Annotated in this window: 21 protein-coding genes; 5 read left to right on the forward strand and 16 right to left on the reverse strand. The window is 70.8% G+C overall.

Translation table 11 applies throughout. The annotated features are described in order from the left end of the window. From AB0J39_RS06385 to AB0J39_RS06405, 5 genes are all read right to left on the reverse strand, one after another. Positions 1-1189 (reverse strand): chorismate-binding protein (locus AB0J39_RS06385; protein WP_363462441.1); only part of this gene is annotated, 1189 nt, incomplete at its 3' end. 8 nt (positions 1190-1197) lie between these two features. Further along, the gene (locus tag AB0J39_RS06390; protein WP_363462390.1) at positions 1198-1833 is read right to left on the reverse strand and encodes an isochorismatase family protein; all 636 of its coding nucleotides are present in this window, start codon (positions 1831-1833) and stop codon (positions 1198-1200) included. 14 nt (positions 1834-1847) lie between these two features. Next, on the reverse strand, positions 1848-2618 hold the full coding sequence (locus AB0J39_RS06395; RefSeq protein WP_363462391.1) for a 2,3-dihydro-2,3-dihydroxybenzoate dehydrogenase: 771 nt from the start codon (positions 2616-2618) through the stop codon (positions 1848-1850). Positions 2619-2685: 67 nt separating this feature from the next. Further along, positions 2686-3873 carry a 3-deoxy-7-phosphoheptulonate synthase gene (locus tag AB0J39_RS06400; protein WP_363462392.1) on the reverse strand — a complete coding sequence of 396 codons (1188 nt, stop codon included), beginning with the start codon at positions 3871-3873 and terminating at the stop codon, positions 2686-2688. A 268-nt stretch (positions 3874-4141) separates the two neighbouring features. After that, positions 4142-4762 (reverse strand): methyltransferase, encoded by a 621-nt coding sequence (locus AB0J39_RS06405; protein ID WP_363462393.1) that lies wholly within the window; start codon positions 4760-4762, stop codon positions 4142-4144. 362 nt (positions 4763-5124) lie between these two features. Here AB0J39_RS06405 and AB0J39_RS06410 point away from each other — a divergent pair, with 362 nt between their 5' ends. Beyond that, on the forward strand, positions 5125-7017 hold the full coding sequence (locus tag AB0J39_RS06410; protein ID WP_363462394.1) for a helix-turn-helix domain-containing protein: 1893 nt from the start codon (positions 5125-5127) through the stop codon (positions 7015-7017). A gap of 17 nt (positions 7018-7034) precedes the next feature. Here the strand turns inward: AB0J39_RS06410 and AB0J39_RS06415 are convergent, their stop codons facing one another. From AB0J39_RS06415 to AB0J39_RS06435, 5 genes are all read right to left on the reverse strand, one after another. Further along, on the reverse strand, positions 7035-8255 hold the full coding sequence (locus AB0J39_RS06415) for a transposase (protein ID WP_363462395.1): 1221 nt from the start codon (positions 8253-8255) through the stop codon (positions 7035-7037). Positions 8256-8557: 302 nt separating this feature from the next. Further along, on the reverse strand, positions 8558-10270 hold the full coding sequence (locus AB0J39_RS06420) for a glycosyl hydrolase family 18 protein (protein ID WP_363462396.1): 1713 nt from the start codon (positions 10268-10270) through the stop codon (positions 8558-8560). Positions 10271-10546: 276 nt separating this feature from the next. Then, positions 10547-11449: a carbohydrate ABC transporter permease gene (locus tag AB0J39_RS06425; RefSeq protein ID WP_363462397.1), complete on the reverse strand. Its 903-nt coding sequence runs from the start codon at positions 11447-11449 to the stop codon at positions 10547-10549. Positions 11450-11451: 2 nt separating this feature from the next. Beyond that, entirely contained in the window at positions 11452-12372 is a 921-nt protein-coding gene (locus tag AB0J39_RS06430) for a sugar ABC transporter permease (RefSeq protein WP_363462398.1), read from the reverse strand. Between the two features lie 2 nt (positions 12373-12374). Then, positions 12375-13739 carry an extracellular solute-binding protein gene (locus AB0J39_RS06435; protein ID WP_363462399.1) on the reverse strand — a complete coding sequence of 455 codons (1365 nt, stop codon included), beginning with the start codon at positions 13737-13739 and terminating at the stop codon, positions 12375-12377. Positions 13740-14076: 337 nt separating this feature from the next. Here AB0J39_RS06435 and AB0J39_RS06440 point away from each other — a divergent pair, with 337 nt between their 5' ends. The 3 genes from AB0J39_RS06440 (at position 14077) to AB0J39_RS06450 (ending at position 18624) form a co-directional block, all read left to right on the forward strand. Next, positions 14077-16512: a glycoside hydrolase family 3 N-terminal domain-containing protein gene (locus AB0J39_RS06440; RefSeq protein ID WP_363462400.1), complete on the forward strand. Its 2436-nt coding sequence runs from the start codon at positions 14077-14079 to the stop codon at positions 16510-16512. Continuing rightward, entirely contained in the window at positions 16496-17512 is a 1017-nt protein-coding gene (locus tag AB0J39_RS06445) for a LacI family DNA-binding transcriptional regulator (RefSeq protein WP_363462401.1), read from the forward strand. Before AB0J39_RS06440 ends, AB0J39_RS06445 begins: the two co-directional genes overlap by 17 nt. Positions 17513-17640: 128 nt before the next feature. Continuing rightward, on the forward strand, positions 17641-18624 hold the full coding sequence (locus tag AB0J39_RS06450) for an AraC family transcriptional regulator (protein ID WP_363462402.1): 984 nt from the start codon (positions 17641-17643) through the stop codon (positions 18622-18624). A gap of 15 nt (positions 18625-18639) precedes the next feature. Here the strand turns inward: AB0J39_RS06450 and AB0J39_RS06455 are convergent, their stop codons facing one another. From AB0J39_RS06455 to AB0J39_RS06470, 4 genes are all read right to left on the reverse strand, one after another. Further along, positions 18640-19080, reverse strand: a complete 441-nt coding sequence (locus tag AB0J39_RS06455) for an ATP-binding protein (protein WP_363462403.1) — start codon at positions 19078-19080, stop codon at positions 18640-18642. Between the two features lie 172 nt (positions 19081-19252). Continuing rightward, positions 19253-19663 carry a MerR family transcriptional regulator gene (locus AB0J39_RS06460; protein WP_363462404.1) on the reverse strand — a complete coding sequence of 137 codons (411 nt, stop codon included), beginning with the start codon at positions 19661-19663 and terminating at the stop codon, positions 19253-19255. A gap of 310 nt (positions 19664-19973) precedes the next feature. Beyond that, entirely contained in the window at positions 19974-20201 is a 228-nt protein-coding gene (locus AB0J39_RS06465; protein ID WP_363462405.1) for a hypothetical protein, read from the reverse strand. A 229-nt stretch (positions 20202-20430) separates the two neighbouring features. Next, positions 20431-20877, reverse strand: coding sequence for a MarR family transcriptional regulator (locus AB0J39_RS06470; protein WP_363462406.1), 447 nt, complete (start codon positions 20875-20877; stop codon positions 20431-20433). Positions 20878-20932: 55 nt separating this feature from the next. Between AB0J39_RS06470 and AB0J39_RS06475 the strand changes: the two genes are divergently transcribed. After that, complete coding sequence (locus tag AB0J39_RS06475; RefSeq protein WP_363462407.1) at positions 20933-21298, forward strand: VOC family protein; 366 nt, start codon at positions 20933-20935, stop codon at positions 21296-21298. 133 nt (positions 21299-21431) lie between these two features. Here AB0J39_RS06475 and AB0J39_RS06480 read toward each other — a convergent pair whose 3' ends face one another. Continuing rightward, the gene (locus tag AB0J39_RS06480; protein WP_204051744.1) at positions 21432-21848 is read right to left on the reverse strand and encodes a hypothetical protein; all 417 of its coding nucleotides are present in this window, start codon (positions 21846-21848) and stop codon (positions 21432-21434) included. A 54-nt stretch (positions 21849-21902) separates the two neighbouring features. Beyond that, positions 21903-22595: a helix-turn-helix domain-containing protein gene (locus AB0J39_RS06485; protein ID WP_363462408.1), complete on the reverse strand. Its 693-nt coding sequence runs from the start codon at positions 22593-22595 to the stop codon at positions 21903-21905. Between the last annotated feature and the right edge of the window lie 104 nt (positions 22596-22699).

The following is a 22699-nucleotide window of genomic DNA, read 5'->3' on the forward strand; positions in this document are numbered from 1 at the left end:
CGGCCGCCCGCGACTCCAGCGCGGTCAGCAGGCCGGCCGCCTTGGCCCTGGTCTCGGCGGCCTCGGAAGCCGCGTCGGACTCGCGTACGAGCGTGGCCCCGACGCCGATCCGCATCCGGCCGGTGTGGTCGATGTCCGCCGTGCGGATCAGGATGGACGAGTCCAGGGTGTACCCGCCCCGTCCGTCGCGGCCGATGAGGCCCACGACGCCGCTGTAGTATCCGCGGCCCCCCGGCTCGTGCTTCCTGATGACCCGGCAGGCGCTCTCCAGCGGGCTGCCCGTCACCGTCGGCGCGAACATCGTCTCCTTGAGGATCTCGACCGGGTCGCGGGAGGTGCGGCCCTCGATGAAGTACTCGGTGTGCGCGAGCCTGGCCATCTCCTTGAGGTAGGGGCCGACGACCCGCGCGCCCGAGTCGCACACCCGGGCCATCATCTTCAGCTCCTCGTCGACGACCATGTAGAGCTCGTCGGCCTCCTTCCGGTCGGACAGGAAGGCGATGACCTCCGGCAGGGCCGGGCCCGAGGGCGGATACCGGTAGGTCCCGCTGATCGGGTTCATCACGGCGGTCCCGCCGGCCAGGCTGACGTGTCGCTCGGGGGTCGCGCCGACGAAGGTGCGCGACCCGGTGTGCACGATGAACGTCCAGTACGTGCCCTGCTCGCGCTCCAGCAGTCGCCGGAAGAACGCCAGCGCGCTGCCGGTCGTGTAGTTCCCGATGCCGGCGACGAACGACCTCTTGATGACGAAGTTGGCCCCCTCGCCCCGCCCGATCTCGTCGGCGACGACCTCGCGCACCGTCTCCGCGTATGTCTCGTCGTCGATGTCGAAGTGGCCTCCGTACAGGTCGGTGGGGACGTCCGGCAGGCGGCGCAGCACCTCGGTGAGCGGCAGCGCGGCCTGCTCGCGGACGTTCAGCATGATGAGGGGCTCGCCGTCGTCGTGGCAGGCGTAGCCGCGCTCGGCGATCTGGCGATAGGGGACGAGCACCAGCACGTCGTGCCGGGCCGTCCCCGGCGTCGCCGACGCGTCGGGAAGCGGAATCTCGGCGAGCCTGCCCGCCGTGGAAACCTCGCCGACGAGCACGTCGACCCGTCCGGGACCGGCCGCCTCGGGGCGGTGCAGCACGGCGAACGGAGGGGGTTCCGGCGCGAGCACCCGCTCCAGGAGATCGGCGCCGGTCGCCATGGCGCTCATCACAGACCCGCCAGGACGCTCTTGGTGGTGGTGACGACCGCGCAGCGCTCCGCCGCGTACTCCAGCGCCAGCCGGTGATAGCGCGGCGAGAAGTCCGCCACCGCGTCGGCCACCAGGAACGGCCGGATGTCGAAGGTGAACGCGTCGCACGCGCTCATCAGCACGCCCACGTGCGCGTACACGCCGCACACGACGAGCTGGTCGCGCCCGGACTCGCGCATCAGCCGCAGCAGGTCGGTCTTGAAGAAGGCGCTGTAGCGCCACTTGGTGAAGACCCAGTCACCCGGGGCCGGCGTGAGCGCGTCGACCACCCGCCGGTCCTCCGGGGACACGGTCATGCCGGGCCCCCAGAAGTCCTTCAGCAGGCCGCGCTGCTCGTCGGTCATCCCGCCGGGCTGCGCGGTGTACGCCACCGGGACACCCGCCTCGGCGCAGCCGTCGCGCAGCAGGGTGACGTTGCGCAGCAGGTCGGTGACGGGGGCCTCGCCGGCCGGGAACGGCCGCAGGAAGTAGTGCTGCATGTCGTGGATCAGCAGGACGGCGCGGCCGGGGTCCACCGTCCACCGCGCCGTGTTCTCCGGAAGATCGCCTTCCGTCGGCATGGGATAGGGCGAGATCGTAGGGATGCCGGGCATCGAACGTCCCTTCTCTAGACGCCGAGTGTGGCGCCGCCGTCTACGGTGAGGGAGTGCAGGGTGACGTGCGCGGCCTGCTCGGAGAGCAGGAACAGCACGGCGTTCGCGACGTCCGCGGGCACGGCCAGCCGGCCGAGCGGGATGCCCACGCGGAACGACTCGGGCACCCCCTCGATCGAGGCCCTGGCGCCGTTCCCGTCCCGCCACATCGAACTGAGCATCGGCGTGTCGGTCGACCCGGGGGCGACGACGTTGCACCGGATGCCGTGCTTGGCGACCTCCAGACCGAGGCACTTGGTGAACATCGCCGCCGCGGCCTTGGACGCCGCGTACGCCGCCATCCCGGTGCGCGCCGTGCCCGCGGCGTTCGACGCCACCGTCACGATCGCGCCACGGCGGCGCGGGATCATCCGGTTGACCACCGCACCGGAGACGTTGAAGACGCCCGTGGCGTTGACGGCGAGAGTCATGTCCCAGTCCTCGCGGGTGAGGGCCCCGGCCTCGGCGAGGCGCAGGATCCCCGCGGCGTTGACCAGGTAGTCCACCGGCCCGAGATTTCGTTCGGCGTCGTCCACGACGCGCTCCACGTCGGCCCTCGACGTGACGTCGCAGGCGAACGCCGCCACGTGTCCGTCCAGGTCGGCCGTGTCCTTGACGAGCAGGTCCAGCCTGTCGTCGTCCCGGTCGACCGCGGCCACGGCGACGCCGCGCTCCACCAGCGCCTCGACGATCGCGGTGCCGATGCCTCCCGCCGCTCCGGTGACGAGGGCGACCTTTCCCTCCATGTGCCTGGCCTCCATGTCGCTGTAGGACTTGGTGGGGGGTACGGGTTGATCCGCGGGGGAACGGGTTTCATCCGCGCCACGCGGAGGCGACCGTGATCGCCTGCCGCGGGTTCAGCCGGGGGTCGCACAGGCTCGTGTACTTGTCACCCACGCCGCCGATCGCGTCCTCGTCGTCCGCGCACTCGGTGACGGCCTCGGGGCTGGTCTCCAGGTGGAGCCCCGCGGCGACGCCTCCCCCTTCGGCGACGGCCTCCTGGAACCCCAGGGTCTCCCGGATCACGGTCTCCACCAGCCTGGTCTTGAGTCCCTCCGGCGTCCTGATCGTGTTCCCGTGCATGGGGTCGCACAGCCAGATCACCGGATGGCCCGCCTCGCGTACGGCTGCCACGAGAGGCGGAAGCAGGATCCCGACCCGGTCGGCGCCCATTCGGGAGATGAGCGTGAGCCGGCCGGGCTCTCGCTCCGGGTCGAGCCGTGCGCACAGTGCCACCAGCTCGCCGGGAGTCATGGCCGGCCCGACCTTGCAGGCCACGGGGTTGACGATCCCCGCCAGGAGCGCGACGTGCGCGCCGCCCACCTGGCGGGTGCGCTCGCCGACCCAGGGCCAGTGCGTGGACGTGAGCAGCGGCCGTCCCTCGTCGTCGTAGCGCAGCAGAGGGATCTCGTAGTCCAGGAGCAGCGCCTCGTGGCTCGTCCACACCGGCGCCTCGGCCCGCGCGGCGGCGTGGACGCGCCGCAGGATGTCCATCGCGTCACTCGCCGCCCGGTAGCAGGTCAGCAGGCGCTCGGGGTCGGGACGGCGCAGCTCGGGGTCGGGTTCCGGGCCGTTGACCATGTGCCCCCGGTAGACGGGTAGGTCGACGTCGCCGTGGCGTTCGGTCGGCTGGGAGCGCGGCTTGGCGAACTGGCCGGCTATCCGGCCCACCCTCACCACCGGCTTGCGTGAGTTCATCTTCATCGCGCCGGCCAGCGCGTCGAGCAGCGCCGCCTTGCGCGCGACGTACACCGGCGTGCACTCGGCGGGGTCCTCGGCGCAGTCGCCGGCCTGCACGACCTGCACGTTCCCCCCGGCGGCCTCCGCCAGGAGGTCCTTGAGCGCGATGACGTCCCCGGGCTCCACCAGCGCCGGCAGCCGTTCCAGCTCGTCCCTGACCCGTTCGACGTTAGAGACGTCCTCCCACTCGGGCTGGTGCAGAGCGGGGAGCGCTTCGCAGAGGTCGGCCACGTCTTCGACCAACTGGGAAGGCCGCGTCATGAGCTGCGGTCCACCCCGGTCCATGGTCACCTGAGTCCTCCGATGTCTGTAGGTGAGCGTCTCTCGACGCACGTGGAAGATCTCCACCTCGTCAATGGTGGGATGCCGGGGACCCGTGGGACAAAGCCGTATCACATACTCTGTCAAATAACCCAAACTTGGTCAGATTAGGTTGTCAGGCACAAATGCCGGATATGTACGAAAAAGGGGCAGGGGCCGTCTCTGAGACGGTCCCTGCCCCTCCGGGGCTCGGGATCGGACTTCCGGATCAGGTGGGGATGACGTCGAGGAGCACGTGTTCGACCAGGTGGTCGCCTTCGCGCACCTCGCGGCGGCCGGCCACGCGCAACTCCCGGTCGTTCTCCTTCGCGATGCGTTCCAGCAACTCCTGGTCCCCCCTGCTGCTGAAATGCAGCAAGACGCGGCCTTCCGCGGTCAGCCGCGACGGCGCCTCCCGCAGAAATCGCCGGTGGGTCGCGTACCCGGGATCGACATAAGCCCGTTCGTGGGGGTTGCGATACTCGTAGCCGTCCGGGGCGAGAACATAGTTAGAGCTCCAGAAAACCAGTTCGAACCGCTCGTCGCCCAGCCCGTCGAAAAGGTCGCTCTCCACTGCTCTGACCGTGCCGGCCACGCCCTGCCTCGCCGCGTTCAGTGCGGCGTTGCGCACCGCCTGGGGATTGACGTCCGCGGCCACCACGCGCTCGCAGCCGTGGAGTGCGGCCGTCACGGCGATGAGCCCGGTTCCGCAGCCGATTTCGAGCATCGAGCCGGGCGGCGAGTTCCACGACGTTCCCGTGTAACCGAGCAGATCGAGGGCGATTGCCGTAGAAGGAGAATAGATCGGGGCGAATACCTCATTAAGGAGTTCCCAATCGCGACCGTACATCTGGAATAGGGACGGCCGATCCTGTCGGGTTCTCGCCGAGTGGCTGCGCTCCAACGATCGTCGGTAGTCCCGGACCTCGGACATTGCTACCTGCCTCACGCGATGTGGACGAACTTTCGTCTGGCGGTCTTACGGCACTGCCGGATGTCCTTCCGGGACACTCTTCCACCCTTCTTCACATCGCATAAGGTGATTTCATGACACATGGTGGATGGGTGAATGGTGGCGCCATCACACGTACGGAGACGACCACCGGATATCCCCCATCCCGTTCGGAGACCGAACCCCGGCTGCCGCAGGAGTCGCATTCCGGCCGGCGCACAGGCGCGGGGCCCGGAGGCGAGCAGGCGGACGAGACGACGGTGCCGCAATCCTCGGACGTCTGCAAAGCGCTGGAGATGCTCGCCCAGGAGGCGCCGCCGAGCGCGTTCGACGAACTGATCCGCGTCGCCCTGCGCGGCGGCGCCGATCCCACCGAGCTCAAGGCCCTGATCCACGCCAGGGGCGTCGCGCTGCGGATCCACTCGATCACCGGCAGGCGGCAGCAGCGCGAGGCGGGGCTCAGCGCGCTCGTCGAGGCCGCACGCGACCTGCACGCGATCCACGACCTGGACCCGCTCCTCACCATGATCGTCCGGCGGGCGAGGACCCTGCTGAACCTCGACATGGCCTACCTCAGCTTCCTCGACCCCGTCGCCGGAGACGCATACGTCCGCGCCGCCGACGGGCACGTCACGGGCTTCACCGTGGGATTCCGGGTGCCCCGCTCCGGCGGCCTCGGCCGGCTCGCCGCCGAGAGCGTCGCCCCCTTCTGGACCGCCGACTACCTGGCCGACGACCGCATCCGCCACGTGGACGTGATCGACGAGGTGATCCGCGCCGAGGGCCTGCACGCCGTGATGGCGGTGCCGCTGCGGCACGGCGGCGCCCCACTCGGCGTGCTGTACGCCGCCGACCGGCAGGTGCGCCACTTCACGCCGGACGAGGTGGCCCTGATGGGGGCGTTCGGGGACTTCGCCGCCTCGGCCGTCGAGAAGGTCCAGCTCCTCGCCGAGGCCCGCTCGGCCGTCGTCGAGCTCGAATGGGACATGTCCCAGTTGAAGGCGGACGTCGTCTCGGTCTCCCAGGCGAACGACGCGCACCTGCGTATTCTCGACGTGCTGCTCTCCGGCGGCGACGTCGCGACCCTGGCGGCCCTGGTCAGCGAGACCTCCAGAGGCCCGCTGCGGGTGCTCGGCGCCGACGGCACGACGCTCGCCGCCGCCGGGGAGGTGCCGATGCCGGACGAGGACGAGCTGCTCGGCGCGCTGATGAACGCGTACGCCACGGGGGCGCCGGTCGCTCTCGACGGCGTCTGGGTGGACGCGATCACCGCCGGCAGCGAGAACCTCGGCACGGTGCTGCTGGGGGTCGAGCGGCTCGACGAGAGCGGCGTGCAGAGCCTGCGGTTCGCCGCGCGGGCCTTCGCCGTCCTGATACTGATGCGCAGCAACTCCTCCATCGCCGAGGTCCGCGTGCGGGACGACGTCTTCGACGACCTGCTCGCCGCCCCCGGTCCCTCCCGCGCGGCGGGGGAACGGGCCCACAGGCTCGGCCTCACCCTGGACGGCCCGCACGTGATCGTCGTGGGAGCCCCGCAACGCGGCCAGCAGAACAGGGCGTTCATCTGGGCCTCCTCGTACGCCAGCCGGGTGGGCGGACTGAAGAGCCGGCGCGGCGACATGATCACGCTGCTCCTTCCCGGGTCGGACGCCGGGGCGGTCGCGCGGGCGGTCTCCGCCGAGCTGGAGCCCCTCCTCGGCTCCCCGGTGACGATCGGCGCGGCCGGCCCCGTCTCGAACCTCGGCGAGATCGCCCGCGCGTACGAGGAGGCGGTGCGCTGCCTGGACGCGGTGGCGGCGGTCGGGGGGCGCGGGACCGTGGCGTCCGTGGAGGACCTGGGCTTCCTCGGCGTGCTCCTCGCCGACACCCCCGACGTCTCGGGGTTCGTCGACCGTGCCGTGGGCCGGGTGCTGGAGTACGACACGCAGAACGGCACCAGCCTCCTGCGCACGCTCGAAGCGCACTTCGACGCCGCGGGCAGCCCGACCCGGGCGGCCGCCGTCCTCCACGTCCACCCGAACACGGTCTCCCGCCGCCTGGAACGGATCGGCGACCTGCTGGGACCCGACTGGCAGGAGCCGGCCCGGTCGCTGGAGATCCAGCTCGCCCTGCGTCTCCACCGGGCCAGGAACGTGCTCAGCCGGGCCAGGTGATCGGTGGGGGAAGGTCATCAGGCCGACTTCTCCTCCGCGTACGGAGTGGAGCGGATGTCGGCCGCGGTGAGCATCGAGGCGGCGTGCGCGATCGACGCCAGGGTGGTGTGGCGGTTCCACCCTTCGTAGGACCTGCCCTCGAAGTCGCGCATCCCGACGTGGTCGGACACCTCGGAGAAGTCCTTGTCCACCCGCCGGATCAGCCGGGACAGGCGCAACAGCGCGCCGGGGGAGGCCCCGGCCATGTCGGTGAGCCAGAGACGAGTGGGCCAGCGCCGCGCGTCGTTCCACTCGGCGAGCAGCAGGAGCGGTCGCGGGCCGGGTGCCGGCAGCGCCGCCGCGCGGGCCGACGGATCCGCGACCGGGAGCGTCACCTGGATCGTCGCGACCAGGTTGACGCGATGGAGATCCCCTGAGTGGTCGACCCATCCCACGGGACGTCCCGTCCTCTTGACGGACTGAACGAGCCGCTGGGCCGGGACCGGTGTGCCGCCGCCCCCTGCCGGGCCGGCGTCCGCCGCGGCCAGGGGCGTCGTCCCGTCGATCCGGGCCAGGAAGGACAGTCCGGCGGCGGCCAGCCGTCCCGCGAGCCGTGCGGCGTCCACCTCCCGGCCGTCGAAGACGACGGGACGGCGGGTGATCCCCCAGGTGGACGCCATGCCGGTGACGGAGTCGAGGGCGCACGCCTCCGGAGTCCAGACGCCGGTGCGGCCCCGCACGGACGTCGTACGCGGCCAGGGTGTGTCGCGGCCACCGTCGCCGGATAGCACCAGGCGCCAGTCCACCGGGCAGGCCGCCTCCTCGGAGGCGAGCCACACGCCCAGCGCCTGCTGGCAGTTGACCACCCGGCCGAGGTGGGGAACGTACCGCTCCTGGACCCCCACCGAGTGCCTGCCCGCCTTGGGGATCACCACGGATCGCACGACCCAGGCCAGGGGGGCGACGGACCGGTCGAGGTAGCGCGCGAGCGCCTGGCGGACCGGTTGCCACCGCCACGTGGACGAGCTGATGAAATGGTGCAGGTTCTGCTCGGCGCTCTCGCCGGCGACGACGGCCGCGATGCCGCGCATCGACTTGCGTCCCTGGACCGAAAGCAGTCCCTGGACGTACTGCTGTGCCCTCCGGCGCTGGTCGCTGCGGTGCAGCGACGCGAACACCTGTGCGTAGAGCTCGCCGGTGACGTCGTCGAACCCGCCGGCATGCGGCAGAGCACGCGAAGATCTAGGGCGATCTTCCATGAGAACCCCCTGCTGATCGAAACCTCGCTTACGGACGCCTGTGCCGCTGTAAAGATGAGGGCTGGCCCCGGCGGGTTTCCAGGTGGCAGGGACACCCGTCTGTGACGTCGGGCTGTTCCCGGTCCACCATCGGGGACGTTCGGCTGATCCGAGCGTCACGGTACGGCGTCGGCTCCGGTGTGCTCACGGCACCGACGCCGCGCGCGTGCCGCGCGAGAACGTGTAGGGGGAGGTCGGCCCTAGTAGGGGGTGCAGGACGCCCCGCACTCGGGTGCGGGGCGTCCGCGTGTTCCGGAAGGGCGTCAGGGAAGGGTGGCGAGGAACGGCTTGACCGTCTTCGAGAAGTTCCAGTTGTTCGAGGCGTCCCAGTTGATCGACCAGGTCATCGCGCCGCGGATGTCCGGGTAGGTCCGCGACGGGACGAACGAGCCGCAGCTGGTGCGCCGAGCCAGGCAGTTCAGCGCGTTGGTGACCGCGGCCGGCGAGACGACGCCGCCGCCCGCCGCGCCGGGGCCCGCGGGCAGGCCGAGGCCGACCTGGTCGGGGCGCAGGCCGTTGTCCAGCTGGATGCAGGCCAGCGCGGTCATGAAGTCCACCGACCCCTGGCTGTAGACCTTCTGGTCGCAGCCGAGCATCGCGCCGGAGTTGTAGTACTGCATGTTGACGACGGTGAGGATGTCCTTGATGCTCAGCGCGAGCTTGAAGTACTCCATGCCGGTCGACTGCATGTCGATGGTCTGCGGAGCCATCATGATGATCAGCCCGGAGCCCGCCTTGGCCCGCAGTTCGCGCAGCGCCTGGGCCATGTAGGTGGCGTTCAGGCCGTTCTCCAGGTCGATGTCGACGCCGTCGAACCCGTAGGTCTGCATGATCGAGTAAACCGAGTTCGCGAACGCCGTGGCCGCCGCCGAACCGGCCACCTGCACGTGGCCCGCCTCGCCGCCGACGCTGAGGATGACCTTCTGGCCGCGCTGCCTGAGCGCCTGCACGTCGGCCTTGAACTGGGCCTCGGTGTAGCCGCCGACGGCGGTGGACAGGCCGGGGTCGAGGGCGAACCTCACCTGGCCCGGCGTGCTGGTCGCCTCGCCGAACGCGATCGCGACCACGTCGTAGTCCCGCGGCACCTGCGACAGCTTGAGCTCGACGGCCGGGTTGACGAAGTTGTGCCAGTAGCCGGTGAGGATGTGCCGGGGCAGCGCCCCGCCCGAGGAGCACCCGGTGGTCGTGCCGGTGACGGCGGCGCTCGCCGCGGACTCGCCCGCCGAGTTGTACGCCCTGACGGTGTAGGTGTGCGCGGTGCAGACGCCGAGCGAGCCGATCGTCGCGGTGGTGCCGGTGACCTGGGCCCGCTGGGTCGTGCCCTCGTAGACGCGGTAACCCGTCACGGTCCCGCCGGAGGCGGTCCACGACAGCGAGATCGACGTGTCGGAGCTGCCGGTCACCCGGGGGGCGCCGGGCTGCCCGGGCGTGCCGGTGCCCGCGCCGGTCGTGGCCGAGACGGCGGCGCTCGCCGCCGACACGTTGCCCGCCGCGTCCCGTGCCCTGACCGTGTACGCGTAGGTGGTGCCCGAGGCCAGGCCGCCGTCGGTGTACGTCGTGCCCGTCACGGTCGTGACGAGCTGCGAGCCGCGGTAGACCTGGTAGCCGGTCACGCCGGTGTTGTCGGTCGAGGCGTTCCACGCGAGCGACACGCTGCTCGAGGTGGTGCCGGTCACCCGCAGGCCGGCCGGGACGCTCGGAGCCGTGGTGTCGCCGCCCCCGCCCGCGAGTGCCTTCCACAGCGCGGGGACGATGGGCGGCTCCCATCCCGTCAGCGAGGTGTGCGCCTGGACGCACTCGTAGTCGGCGCCGTTGTAGGTCACCCGCGTGCCCACGGCGTACCAGGTGTTCGGCGCCCAGGCCGCGTACGCGAGGACCGCGGTGGACTGCGCCGACGCGGGAACGGGGCCGGTCCCGACCCCTGCCAGACAGAGACCCAGCGCGAGTAACAACGCGCCGAGGAGCCGTTTCTTCATCAGTGCCGTCCTTCCGGGGTGCCGATCGGCGTCCGCGAGGAGGCGTCGGGTGACACGACGGCCGGTCGCGTGGCCTTCCCTTCGCTTAGGAAAGTTTCCTAATAGTTGTGGCGTGAGCGTAGCCCCGGAAAGACGCCCGTTCAAGACCCTTCTGTTCGCCCGTCCCGGATTCTCGGACGCACTGGCCCGGTACGCCGAAAGACGGCCCGATGTCGAACTCGTCGACATGGGCCGTCTGTACGGCGGAGCGTGAGGCCGTTCCTTCTTGGTCCCGGCCTACTTGCCGAAACCGGCGGTCAGACCGCTGAGCAGCTGACGGCGGCCGACCGCGTAGAGGACCAGCATCGGCACGATGGTCAGCACGACGGAGGCGAGCACGGCGGGCACGTTCACGCCGTACGGCCCACCCTGGAACGCCGCGAGCGCCAGCGGCAGCGTTCGCTTGTCCGGGCTCTGGGTGAGGATCAGCGGCAGCAGGAAGCCGTTCCAGACCTGCAGCGCGTTGTAGATCGACACCGTCACCACGGCCGGTCGCGTGAGCGGGAAGGCCAGACCCCACAGGGTCTTCCACTCGGTCGCGCCGTCGAGCCGCATCGACTCGAACAGCTCCTTCGGCACGTCCCTGATGAAGTTGGACAGCACCAGCACCGACAGCGGGATCGCGAAGGCGACCGACGGCAGGACCAGTCCCGTCAGCGAGTCGTAGAGGTGCAGCTTGATGATCAGCAGGTAGACCGGGATGACCGTCGCCTGCAGCGGGATGGCCAGGCCCATGAGGAACAGCGAGTTCACCCCGCGCAGGAAGCGGCCGGCGCCCCCGCTGCGGACGATCGCGTACGCCGCCATGAACGAGAACAGCACCGACGGGATCACCGTGCCGATGGCGACGAGGATGCTGTTCAGGAAGTACAGCGGGAAGTCCATCTCGATCACGAGCCGGTAGTTGTCCAGCGTCGGATCCGAGGGCGGCGCGAGCGGGTTGGTCGCGTAGTAGTTGGACTGCGTCTTGAGGCTGGTGATCACGATCCAGTAGATCGGGACGATCACCACGGCCAGCCAGAGCCAGCCCACCAGCCCACCCAGCCAGTTCGGGCGCTGCCGGCTCTTCGCCGGCCGGCGTCCGTGCGCCCCGGACGCTCCGGCGCGGTTGGCTGCCCTCGAGGTGTGGGTCGCGGTCACGGTCAGGCCCCTTCCAACTGACTGGCTTGGGGGTCACGCCCGCCAAGCCGGCGCAGCAGCAGCGCCAGGGCGAGGCCCACGAGGACGAGGATGACACCGATCACGCAGGCCGCTCCCATGAGGTTGGCCTGGAAGCCGCGCTTGTACATGTCCAGCGCGAGCGCGCGGGTGGCGTCGCCGGGACCACCCTCGGTCAGCACGAAGATCAGGTCGAAGAAGGTCAGGGAGCCGACGACCATCAGCGTGGAGGACGTGATGATGGTGTACTTGAGCTGGGGCAGCGTGATGCTGAAGAACATCCGGACCCGCCCCGCCCCGTCCAGTTCCGCGGCCTCGTACAGCGAACGCGGAATCTGCCGTACGCCGCCCTGGTAGAGCAGCGAGTGGAACGGGATGTACTGCCACGACACCACGAAGATGACGACGCCGAAGGCGAGGCCGGGCTCGCCGAGCCAGTCCTGGACGAGGAGATCGATGCCCAGTCCGGCGCCGAGTCCGAAGTTCGGGTCGAGCAGCGCCTTGAAGGTGATCGCGATGGCCGCCGAGCTGAGCAGCAGCGGGATGAAGTACAGCACCGCGAGCAGTTCCCGGTAGCGCTGCCGTCCCGCCAGGAACACTCCGATCAGGATGCTGGCCGGGGTCTGGAAGGCCCAGGAGAGCAGCATGATCAGGAACGTGACCCACAGCGCGTGGGGCAGGCCGGGGTCGGTGAGGACGGCCCGCCAGCTGTCGAGCCCGGTCAGCTTGATCTCGCCCAGGGTGTCCCAGGACGTGAAGCTGAGCAGCAGGACCCCGACCAGCGGAATCAGTGCGAAGGCCACGAAGGCCAGCAGGGCCGGCAGAGCCAGCCACGGCAGGACGCCGCCGCCGCGCGCCTCGGGCGCGACGGCGGACGACGTCCTTCGAGCAGTGATAGCGGACATGCTTACTTACCGATGACCGCGTTCATGTTCGTGGCGAACTGCTGGGGCGAGATCGACAGCTGGAACAGCTTGGCGATGTTGTCCAGCAGCACCTCGGCCGCGGTCGGGCTGAGCGCCTGGTCCCACGACTGGGCGAAGACCTTGGCGTTGCTGGCGACGCCGTAGACGAAGTTCAGGAACTCGGCGTCCTTGGAGCCGGCGAACAGCTTGTCGGAGCCCTTGACGATCGGCACACCGCCGGTCTCGACCCACTGCTTCTGCTCTGCGTCGTCGAGCACGCCGGTGGCGAAGAACTTCTTGGCGATCTCCTTCTCCTCGGGCGTCGCCTTGGAGGAGATCGACAGGTACTGACCGGGGTTGCCGACGGTGTTGCTCGCGTCGCCCTTGCCGCCGTCGACACCCGGGAAGTTCATCCAGCCGAGGCCGCCGCTGGAGACGATGTCGCCGCCCTGCTCCTGCTGGATGCCGTACGACCAGCTGCCGTGCAGCATCATCGCGGCCTTGCCGGTGTACAGCAGCGCCTGGTCGGCGTTGGAGTCGGCGGTGACGGAGGAGAAGCCCTTGATGAAGCCGTTGGCCTTGATGAGCTCCTGCATCTTGGTCAGGGCCTCGATGGAGGCGGGGTTGTTCCAGGCGTCCTTCTCACCGTCGAAGACGGCCTGGAACACCTCGGGACCGCCGATGCGGTCGAAGAGGAACTCCAGCCACATCATGTTCGTCCAGCGCGACTGGCCGGCCAGCGAGAATGGCGCGATCCCCGCCGCGTTGAACTTCTTCACCAGTTCGAGAATGTCGCCGTACGACTGCGGCGGCTGGACGCCGACCTTCTCGAAGACCCTCTTGTTGTAGAACAGCACGATCGGCTGCACGGTCTCGCACGGCATCGCGTAGATCTTGCCGTCGATCGTCGCGGCGCCGAAAGCGCCGGGGAACAGCCGGTCCTTGACGGCGGCGTTCTCACCGAACCACGAGGTGAGGTCCTCGACCTGGCCGGCCTGCACGTAGCTGCGCAGACCGCCGCCGCCCCAGCCCCAGATGATGGTGGGCGCCTGGTTCGCGCCGATCGCGGTCTTGATCTTCGTCTTGTAGGCGTCGTTCTGGATCGTGGTGATCGCGATCTGGCCGTTGGGGTTGGCCTTGTTGAACCGCTCGACGGCCGCGGTGCGGGGAGCCTCGCCGGGCGGGCCCTGGAGGAACCAGTAGCTGGCCTTGCCCCCGCCGCCGCCGTTGCCGCCGGCGGCGCCGCCCGAGGCACCTCCGCCGGACGGAGCCGGGCCGGACGTGCCGCAGGCCGCTAACGCGGCACCGAGGGGGAGGCCCATCGAAAGGCTGAGGAAGTTGCGGCGGGATGGTGTCCTGGACTCCACGCTGATCTCCGTACGTCGAATGCCGAGGCTGGCCGCGGCTTTGAAAACGACTCGGACGCGGCGGGGGGCGATGTGGATCGGCACCCCGGTGCCACTGTCCACTCCTTCTTGAATTCAGCTCGTTTCGAAACATTTCGACACAAGCCGCGTGGCACGCCAATCTAGATTTGCGGTACCTGACTGTCAAGAGCGCTCTCACGACCCCTCCAGCTCAGCGTGCGGCGTGTGTAAAGTACCGGCGAACAGGCGTCTACCGGGCGATCTTGATCGGAATGAAACACTGAACGCGAAATCGCCGCAGACGCCGAAATGTTTCGAAACATCTTGAGGAGAGCAGATGACGGCCCCAGATCGGACGCAAACGGCGGACGGGACGCTCCGGGCGTGGCAGGACCCGGCACTTCCTGTGGCCGACCGGGTCGAGGCCCTCCTCGCGGAACTGACCCTTGAGGAGAAGATCGGCCAGCTCGGCAGCCGGTGGATCGGAAACGACATGCAGCCCGAGCAGGAGGTGGAGCCTGACGGCGCGCACAACGTCGCCCCGATGCAGGACGTTTTCGCCGCCTCCGGGACGGTGCCGATCGAGGAGGCGGCACGTCACGGTCTCGGCCACCTGACGCGGGTTTTCGGCAGCGTTCCGGTGACCGCGGCGGAGGGCGCGGCGGAGGTCGTACGGCTGCAGCAGGAGGTGGTGAAGCACTCCCGCCTCGGCATCCCGGCGCTGGTGCATGAGGAGTGCCTGACCGGTTTCACCACTTACGGAGCGACCGTCTACCCGGCCGCCATCGCCTGGGGGGCGACGTTCGACCCTGAGCTGGTGGAGCGGATGGCCTCCGCCATCGGGCGGGACATGCGCGCCGTGGGCGTCCACCAGGGCCTGTCGCCGGTGCTGGACGTGGTGCGCGACTACCGCTGGGGCCGGGTCGAGGAGACGATCGGCGAGGATCCGTACCTCGTCGCGACGCTCGGCGCCGCCTACGTGCGCGGCCTGGAGCGCGCCGGGGTCATCGCCACGCTCAAGCACTTCGCCGGCTACTCCGCCTCCCGCGCGGCCCGCAACCACGGCCCGGTGCCCATGGGCAGGCGCGAGCTGATGGACATGATCCTGCCGACGTTCGAGACCGCCATCGCCGAGGGCGGCGCCCGTTCGGTCATGAACTCCTACTCCGACGTGGACGGCGTCCCCGCCGCCGCCGACCCGTGGCTGCTGACCGAGGTGCTGCGCGACGAGTGGGGCTTCACCGGCACGGTCGTCTCGGACTACTGGGCGATCGCGTTCCTCGCGAAGATGCACCAGGTCGCCGCGGACCACGAGGAGGCAGGGGTGCTCGCGCTGACCGCGGGCCTCGACGTCGAACTGCCCGACACGCTCGGCTTCGGCCAGCACCTGGCCGAGCGGGTGCGGCGGGGTGAGCTGCCGGAGTCGCTGATCGACCGGGCCGCGCGCCGGCTGCTCACCCAGAAGGTGGAACTCGGGCTGCTCGACCCGGACTGGACGCCGGAGAAGTCGGTGGCCGGGGCGGACGCCGTGGACCTCGACTCGCCGGACAACCGGGCGCTGGCCCGGGAGCTGGCCGAGCGGTCGATCGTGCTGCTCGACGCCGGAACCGCGCTGCCGCTGCTGGGCGAGGGGCGGACCGGGCCGCGGCGGCTGGCGGTGGTCGGGCCCTGCGCCGACGACCCCCGCACGTTCATGGGCTGCTACGCCTTCCCCAACCACGTGCTGCCCCGCTACCCCGGGCTCGGCCTCGGCCTGGAGGCCCCCAGCCTGCTCGACGCGCTGCGGGCCGAGCTGCCGGACGCCGAGATCGTCCACGAGCGGGGCTGCGACTGGCGTGACGAGGACCGCTCCGGCTTCGACGCCGCGATCCGGGCGGCTCGCGAGGCCGACCTGTGCGTGGCCGTCGTCGGCGACCTCGCCGGGCTCTTCGGCAACGGCACCTCCGGTGAGGGCTGCGACGTCGAGGACCTGCGGCTGCCCGGAGCGCAGGAGGACCTGCTGATCGAGCTGGCCGCCACCGGGACGCCGGTCGTGGTGGTCGTCGTGTCGGGCCGGCCGTACGCGCTGGGGCGGGTGCGCGACCGGGCCGCCGCGCTCGTCCAGGCGTTCATGCCGGGCGAGGAGGGCGGGGCGGCCGTCGCCGGCGTCCTGTCGGGCCGGGTGCAGCCCAGCGGGAAGCTGCCGGTGCAGATCCCGCGGAACCCGGGCGGGCAGCCGGGCACCTACCTGCAGCCGCCGCTCGGCTCCGACAGCCACGGCATCAGCAACCTCGACCCGACGCCGCTGTTCCCGTTCGGCCACGGCACGTCCTACACGACGTTCGAGGTCGACGACCTGGAGATCAGCGGCGACGAGGTGCCCACCGACGGGGAGTTCACCGTGTCGGTGCGCGTGCGCAACACCGGCGGCCGGGCGGGTGAGGAGGTCGTCCAGCTCTACCTGCACGACGTGCTCGCCCAGGTGACCCGGCCGGTGCGGCAGCTCGCCGGGTTCGCCCGGGTGCGCCTGGAGCCCGGCGAGAGCGCGCGGGCGACCTTCGCGGTGCACGCGGACAGGACCGCCTTCACCGGCCGCGACCTGCGCCGGATCGTCGAGCCCGGAGACGTCGAGGTGTTCGTCGGCACCTCCGCGTCGGACCTGCCGTGCCGGGGCCGCGTACGGCTGACCGGCCCGCTGCGCCACGTCGGCCGCGGCCGGCGGCTGGTCACCCCCGCGGAGGTTCGCCCGGCGGCGGGTCCCGAGCAGGGAGGAACAGATGCCGCCCAGTCGTAGGCGGGCCACTCTCGCCACGGTCGCGGCCTCCGCGGGGGTGTCGGTCGCGACCGTGTCGAAGGTGCTGAACGGTCGCAGCGACGTCGCGCCGGAGACCCGTTCCCTGGTGCTGTCGCTGCTGGAGCAGCACGACTACGTCGCGCCGCCGCAGCGCCGGGGTGAGCCCGCGCCCGACACGATCGAGGTGGAGTTCGACGCGGACCTCAACGCGTACTCCACCGAGATCGTCCAGGGCGCGGTGCAGGCCGGGGCCGATCTCGACGTGGCGGTCGTGGTGAGCATCCGGCGCAACGCCGACCGCACCGCGGGGTGGGCGCGCGACCTGGTCGCGGCCGGACGGCGTGCGCTGGTCGCCGTCACCGGCGAGCTGACCTCCGGGCAGCTCGCCGCGCTGGCCCGGGCGCGGCTGCCCCTGGTCGTGATCGACCCGCTGAACCTGCCGCGGACCCGGGTGATCAGCGTCGGCTCGACCAACTTCGCCGGTGGCCTGGCCGCGACGCAGCACCTGCTCGCGCTGGGCCACCGGCGTGTCGCCTATCTGGGCGGTCCGACCACCGCGACCTGCAACCAGGCCCGGCTGCACGGCTACCGGGCCGCCATGGAGGCCGGGGACACGCCCGTCCTGCCCGGGTACGTACGGACGGGACACTTCCATTACCACGACGGCCTGGCGGGCGGGGCGGCGCTGCTCGACCTGCCCGAGGCGCCCACGGCGGTCTTCGCGGGCTGTGACGACATCGCGCTCGGCGTGCTGGAGGCGGCCAGGGAGCGGGGGTTGCGGGTGCCGGAGGACCTGAGCATCGTCGGTTTCGACGACACCCAGATCGCCCGGATGGCCTCGCCGCCCCTGACCACCGTGCGGCAGCCGCTGCGGGAGATGGGCGCCGTCGCGGTGCGTACGGCGCTGCGCCTGGCGGCCGGGGAACGGATCGAGTCCCACCACGTCGAACTCGCCACGGAGCTCGTGGTGCGCGGCTCGACCGCCCCTGCCGCCCGGTAGGACGGGGAGGCGATCACCCGGCCAGGTTCTCACCGTGGCCGCGTTCCGCCCGCGTGGCCTGCGCGCATAGGCTTGTATCACGCCCGCCACCTGCGGGAACGGGGGGCCTGCCCACTCGGGGAGGCGATATGGCCGAACAGCCGCTACCACTCGCCACGCATCGGCGGGTGCGCACGCACGACGTCGACGAGGCCCGTACGAAGGTCGGCAACGACCTCGGCGACCACGGGCTGCGCCCGGTGGATCCGGAGATCCGCCTCGACGTTCGCATGAACGGGATGACGTTCGACGGAATTGGGCTGTACTCGCTCGGCTACGGCACGGAGGTGCTGATCACGCCGCAGCCGCTGGACAAGCACCTGCTCGTCGAGATCCCCCTGATCGGCGCCGCCGAGGTGTCCCACGGCCGCGAACGGATCGTGTCGACGCCCGAGCTCGCCTCCGTACTGTCGCTGACGCGGCCCATGACCATGCACTGGGCCCCCGGGCACGCGTCGCTGATCGCCCGTCTCGATCGAGCGGCGCTCGAAGCCCATCTCTGCAAGCTCATGGGGCGCGCGCCGCGCAGGCCGCTGACCTTCTCCCTCGGCATGGACCTGACCCGGCCCCCTGTCCGATCATGGCTCTCGGTCGTCGACCTGCTGAGGCGGGAGGCGGAGACCGGCGGCGCCATGCTGGAGCAGCCCGTCGCGCTCAGGCATCTGGAGGCGCTGCTGATGACGCAGTTGCTGCTGGCCCAGCCCAGCAACTACAGCGAGGCGCTGTCGGGCGGCCAGCCCCGTGTCGCGCCGACGGCGGTGGAACGGGCCGTGGACCTCATCGAGGCGAGGGCGGCGGAACCGCTCAGCGTGGAGGAGATCGCCGAGTCGGTGGGCGTCGGCGCGCGGGCGCTTCAGGAGGGGTTCCGGCGTCAGCTGGAGACGACGCCCACGAGCTATCTGCGGGAGGTGCGCCTCGATCGGGTCCACGCCGAACTCGCGGTCCGGGACCCGGGCACCACCTCGGTCACCGACGTCGCCTATCGCTGGGGGTTCGTCCACCTGGGGCGGTTCGCCCTCGCCTATCGCCGGCGTTTCGGGGAGTCTCCCTCGGAGACCCTGCGTCACTGCTGAGGGCGGGCGTACGGCTCAGCGGGCCGGCAGATCCGCCCACCACGTGGTGGTGCCGGAGGGACGGGTCAGGGAGCCGTGCCGGATGGCGAGGGCGTCGACGACGACGCCGCCGCGCCCGCTCTCGTCCGGAGACGGCTCGGTCCCCGGCCACACCGGCGCCGCCCCGGCGTCGGTGACCTCGACCCGGATGACCGGGCGGTCGCCGTCGGCGTAGACGAAGAGCCGCAGCTCGGCCGGCGGCATGGCGTGGAGGACGGCGTTGGTCACCATCTCGGAGATCACCAGCATGGCCTCCTCGGCGGCGGCCCCGGGCGTTCCCCAGGCCACCAGCGCACGGAGCGCGCGTCGCCGCACGCCGCTGACCGCCTCAGGAGAGTGCGGCACCGGACACGTGTATACGAAAGTGACCGCCTCGGCCGCGGAGACGTCCATGCGGTCCATGGTCTGCGAGTTCATCGTGTCGTGCTCCTTGGTCACCATCGCGGCGGACTCACGTGGAGAAGCGCCCCTTTTGCTCCGCACGTGGCACGCCATACGGTCGGAAAGAGCGTCACTTACCGCAGGCTATGCGGGTTGGCCTGGGGCTTGCTATCCCCAAGGCGAAGGCGGGTATCCGTATAACGAACCATTACCCGGACGCGGTCCGGACGGCCGCGGGCTTCGGGGCGTCGACCCGCTGGCGGCGGAGCTGCTCGGCGAACTCCCTGGCCATCGCGAGCTGCTCGCGCAGCCTGTCGGCGCGTTCGGCCACCGCCTTCTCGAACAGCCGCAACCGGGCGAGCAGGCCGGCGTCGTCGTCGCCGCGGGCCAGCCGGTCGGTGATCTCCAGCAGGTCGCGCATCTCCTCCAGCGTGAACCCCAGCGGCTTCATCCGCTTGATCAGCGCCAGGCGCTGCACGTCCTCCTCGCTGTAGAGGCGGAAGCCCCCCTGCGTGCGGGCGGGCACGATCAGGCCGACCTCCTCGTAGTGGCGGATGGTGCGCAGGGACAGCCCGAGCCGTTCGGCGACCTCGCCGATCTGCACCAGACCCTCAGGCATCGCTCCGCTCACCCTTCCTGCCCCCCGCGCGTGCGCGGTGCCGCCGCCTCCCCTCGCGTGAGGGATCCGTTCCGCGGCACAGTCCGCTGAACGCCTCGGTGACCATACCTCTCGCGGGGATTTCGCGTGCCGGGATCCACCGCGACGGCGCGCCCGGCGAGGGGGAAGGGCCGGGCGGGCCGTGCGGTGGCGTTGACGCCTGCGATGGGCGGCACGCGGCGAAGCGGAGTCCCACCGCAAGCGGGGCAGACTCTACTCTCACGGAAGGTTGGTGAGCAATGACGGCTGTGATCGGGAATGAGCGTCCCGGTCAGTAGGTGCTGGGCCCCGGTCTCTCGACGTTCCAGGTGACCGTGCCGTCCGCATGGACGCACCGCCGGCGGACCCGGGTGACCAGCTGGGCCGGCACCTGGAGCGCCGCCACCCAGGACCCGTTCCTGCTCCGCTCGAAACAGACGTTGTCGCCGTTGACGACGACGCGGTCGGCCGTGAGGGTGCGCTGAAACCCGCTGTACATCCTGACGCGGTAGACGGACATCGTCCTCCCTCTGCACGTGCGGTCTCCGGTGCCGGCGGACCGCCGCGGAGGAAGCCCCCGTGCGGGCCGCCCTGGATCCCCGGCCTCCCGGTGGCCGTGACGCGGGGGTGCGGGGTGCCGCGGGGCGGCGCGCCGGCCGGGAGAACCACGTGACCAGCATCACCCTACTCTGACGTCAGAGTAGACGCTCCCCGAACGCGGCTGCCCGAGCGCTTCCGGCTGTGGGCGGTCACCGGACCTCCAGAGCGCGGGTCATCCGCTCCAGGTGGCCCAGCAGGAGCTCGGCCTGCTCCGCGTCGAGGTGGGCGGTCATCCGCCGTTCGATCTCGAACACGTCGCCGCGCGCGGCGCCGAGCCGGGCTCTGCCTTCGGCCGTGAGCGTGGTGGGCAGGGCTCTGCCCTGCGGCGCGGACGCCGGCCGCTCGACCAGCCCGGCGTCCTCCAGGTTGCGGAGCAACACGTTCATCGACTGCCGGGTGACGAAGGCGTCCCTGGCCAGCTCGGCGTTGGACAGCCCCGGCCGCTGGTCGAGCAGTTCCAGGCAGACGTACTGCGGAGTGGTCAGGTCGTGGCGGCGCAGAGCGGCGTCCATGGTCGAGCGCAGCGCCGCCTGGACCCTCTTCAGCTGGTAGCCCACCAGGCGCCCGAGGTCCGTGCCATCGCTCTCTTGCTTCATGTCAACATTCTGACATACAGTCCTCTATGTCAAAGCTCTGACAATGGAGGCAATCATGACCGTCACCGGAGTGGACTTCGTGGCAGTGCAGGTCCGTGACCTGGAGGCCGCGGCCGCGTTCTACGAGAAGCGCCTCGGGCTGCGGCGTGACCCCGCGGGACCGCCGCACGCCGTGGTGTTCGCCACCACGCCCATCCCGTTCGCGGTGCGCGAGCCGCTGCCCGGCGTCGACCTGGAGGAGGCTCCGCGTCCCGGCTTGGGGGTGGCGCTGTGGTTCAAAGCCGACGACGCCCAGCGGCTCCACGACGAGCTCGCCGCGGCCGGGGTGCCGATCGTGTCCGCGCCGGTCGACGGGCCGTTCGGCCGGACGTTCTCCTTCAGCGATCCCGACGGGTACGTGGTCACCGTCCACGACAGGTGAGCGAGGCCCGCACGGGACGTGACGGATGACCTGTCCGCCGCCGTCCCGCGCGGGCCCCGTAGCGCACTCTCCCGCTCTCGCGTACCCCGGGAAGCGGGTGGTATGCACAGCTCTCGCGCGCCGATCGCCCCGATCAGCTCGTCAGCAGGCCGATGCCGAGTGTCAGCACGCCCGCCGCCAGGCAGAGCGCGCCGAGCCAGAGCAGGATGATCAGACGGTTCGGCCGGGTCACGTCCCGTCCGAGGGACGACAGGAAGAATCCGGCGGACATCAGCGCGGCGGCTGCCGGCACGCCGAGCCGGGCGGTCCACAGGGCGACGCCGTCGAGGCCGGTGGCGTCGACGAAGAGGAGGCACACCAGCCCGAGGGTGACCAGCACCCCCGCGTGCGCGTGGCCGGCGCGGGCGAACGTCTGCTGGAAGGGCGTCATCGGCACCGCGCCGCGGACGATCCGGGTGAGGAACCACCCGCCGAACTCGATGGTCACGACGGTCAGCAGGACGGCGCCGGCGATCAGCTGGGTCGGCTGACTGAGCTGCAGGGGGGTCATGGGCTCTCCTGTTCGGACATGGTGAGGCCGTACGGGGACGGCGGTGGGTGAACGTCAGCGGCCGGCGTCCAGGGCGGCCTCGGGAAGACCGAGTGTCCGCGCGAGGTCGGTCAGCTCCGCCTCGAACAGATCGCCCTCCTCGTCACCGATGATCCGCGGAAGGCCGAGCGACTCCAGGCAGACCATTGCGTAGAGCCGCGTCCAGCAACGGGTGAAGGCGGCCGCGGCGGCCGTGGAGGGCATCGTGATTTCCAGCATCCGGACGAACCGCTCGGCCAGCGGCTCGATCCGGGGCTCGCGGGGCCAGGGAGCGGGGGAGGCGCTGCCGTAGTCCCGCCACGCCTCGACGAAGATCACTCCGAACAGCCTGCCCACCTGGCCTCGCGCACGGCCGACCGCCTGGTTCTGCTCCTCCTCCGGAGGGGACGCGACCAGGGAGAGGTGGAACTCCCGGGGGTGCTCGACCCCCCAGCGCCGCAACGCCCTGCTGGCGGCCACGAGCCGGCCCGCCGTGTCCGCCTCGTCCACCTCGCCGACCCTGCCGGCGACGAACGCGGTGAGCTCGTCCAGGATCGCCACGATGACCGCGTCGAGGAGGGCGCGGTGGCTGTCGAAGTAGCGGTAGACACCGGGCGGGGTCATCCCCATCTCCCGGGCGACCGCCCGGATCGTCAGCGCTTCGACGCCCTGGGCCGTCAGGATCCCGCGGCTCACCGAGATCAGCTCGCGCAGTGTGGCGTCACGCACCCTCTGGCGTCGTGAAGGACCGGTCGTCGAGGACCCCTCCATCGGTCTGTCTCCCCTCTTGTGTTTACGCATGTTAACTATAGCGTCTTGCATTAGCCAATGCG

The sequence above is a fragment of the Microbispora sp. NPDC049633 genome (assembly GCF_040675265.1).
In the GTDB taxonomy this organism is placed as follows: domain Bacteria; phylum Actinomycetota; class Actinomycetes; order Streptosporangiales; family Streptosporangiaceae; genus Microbispora; species Microbispora maris.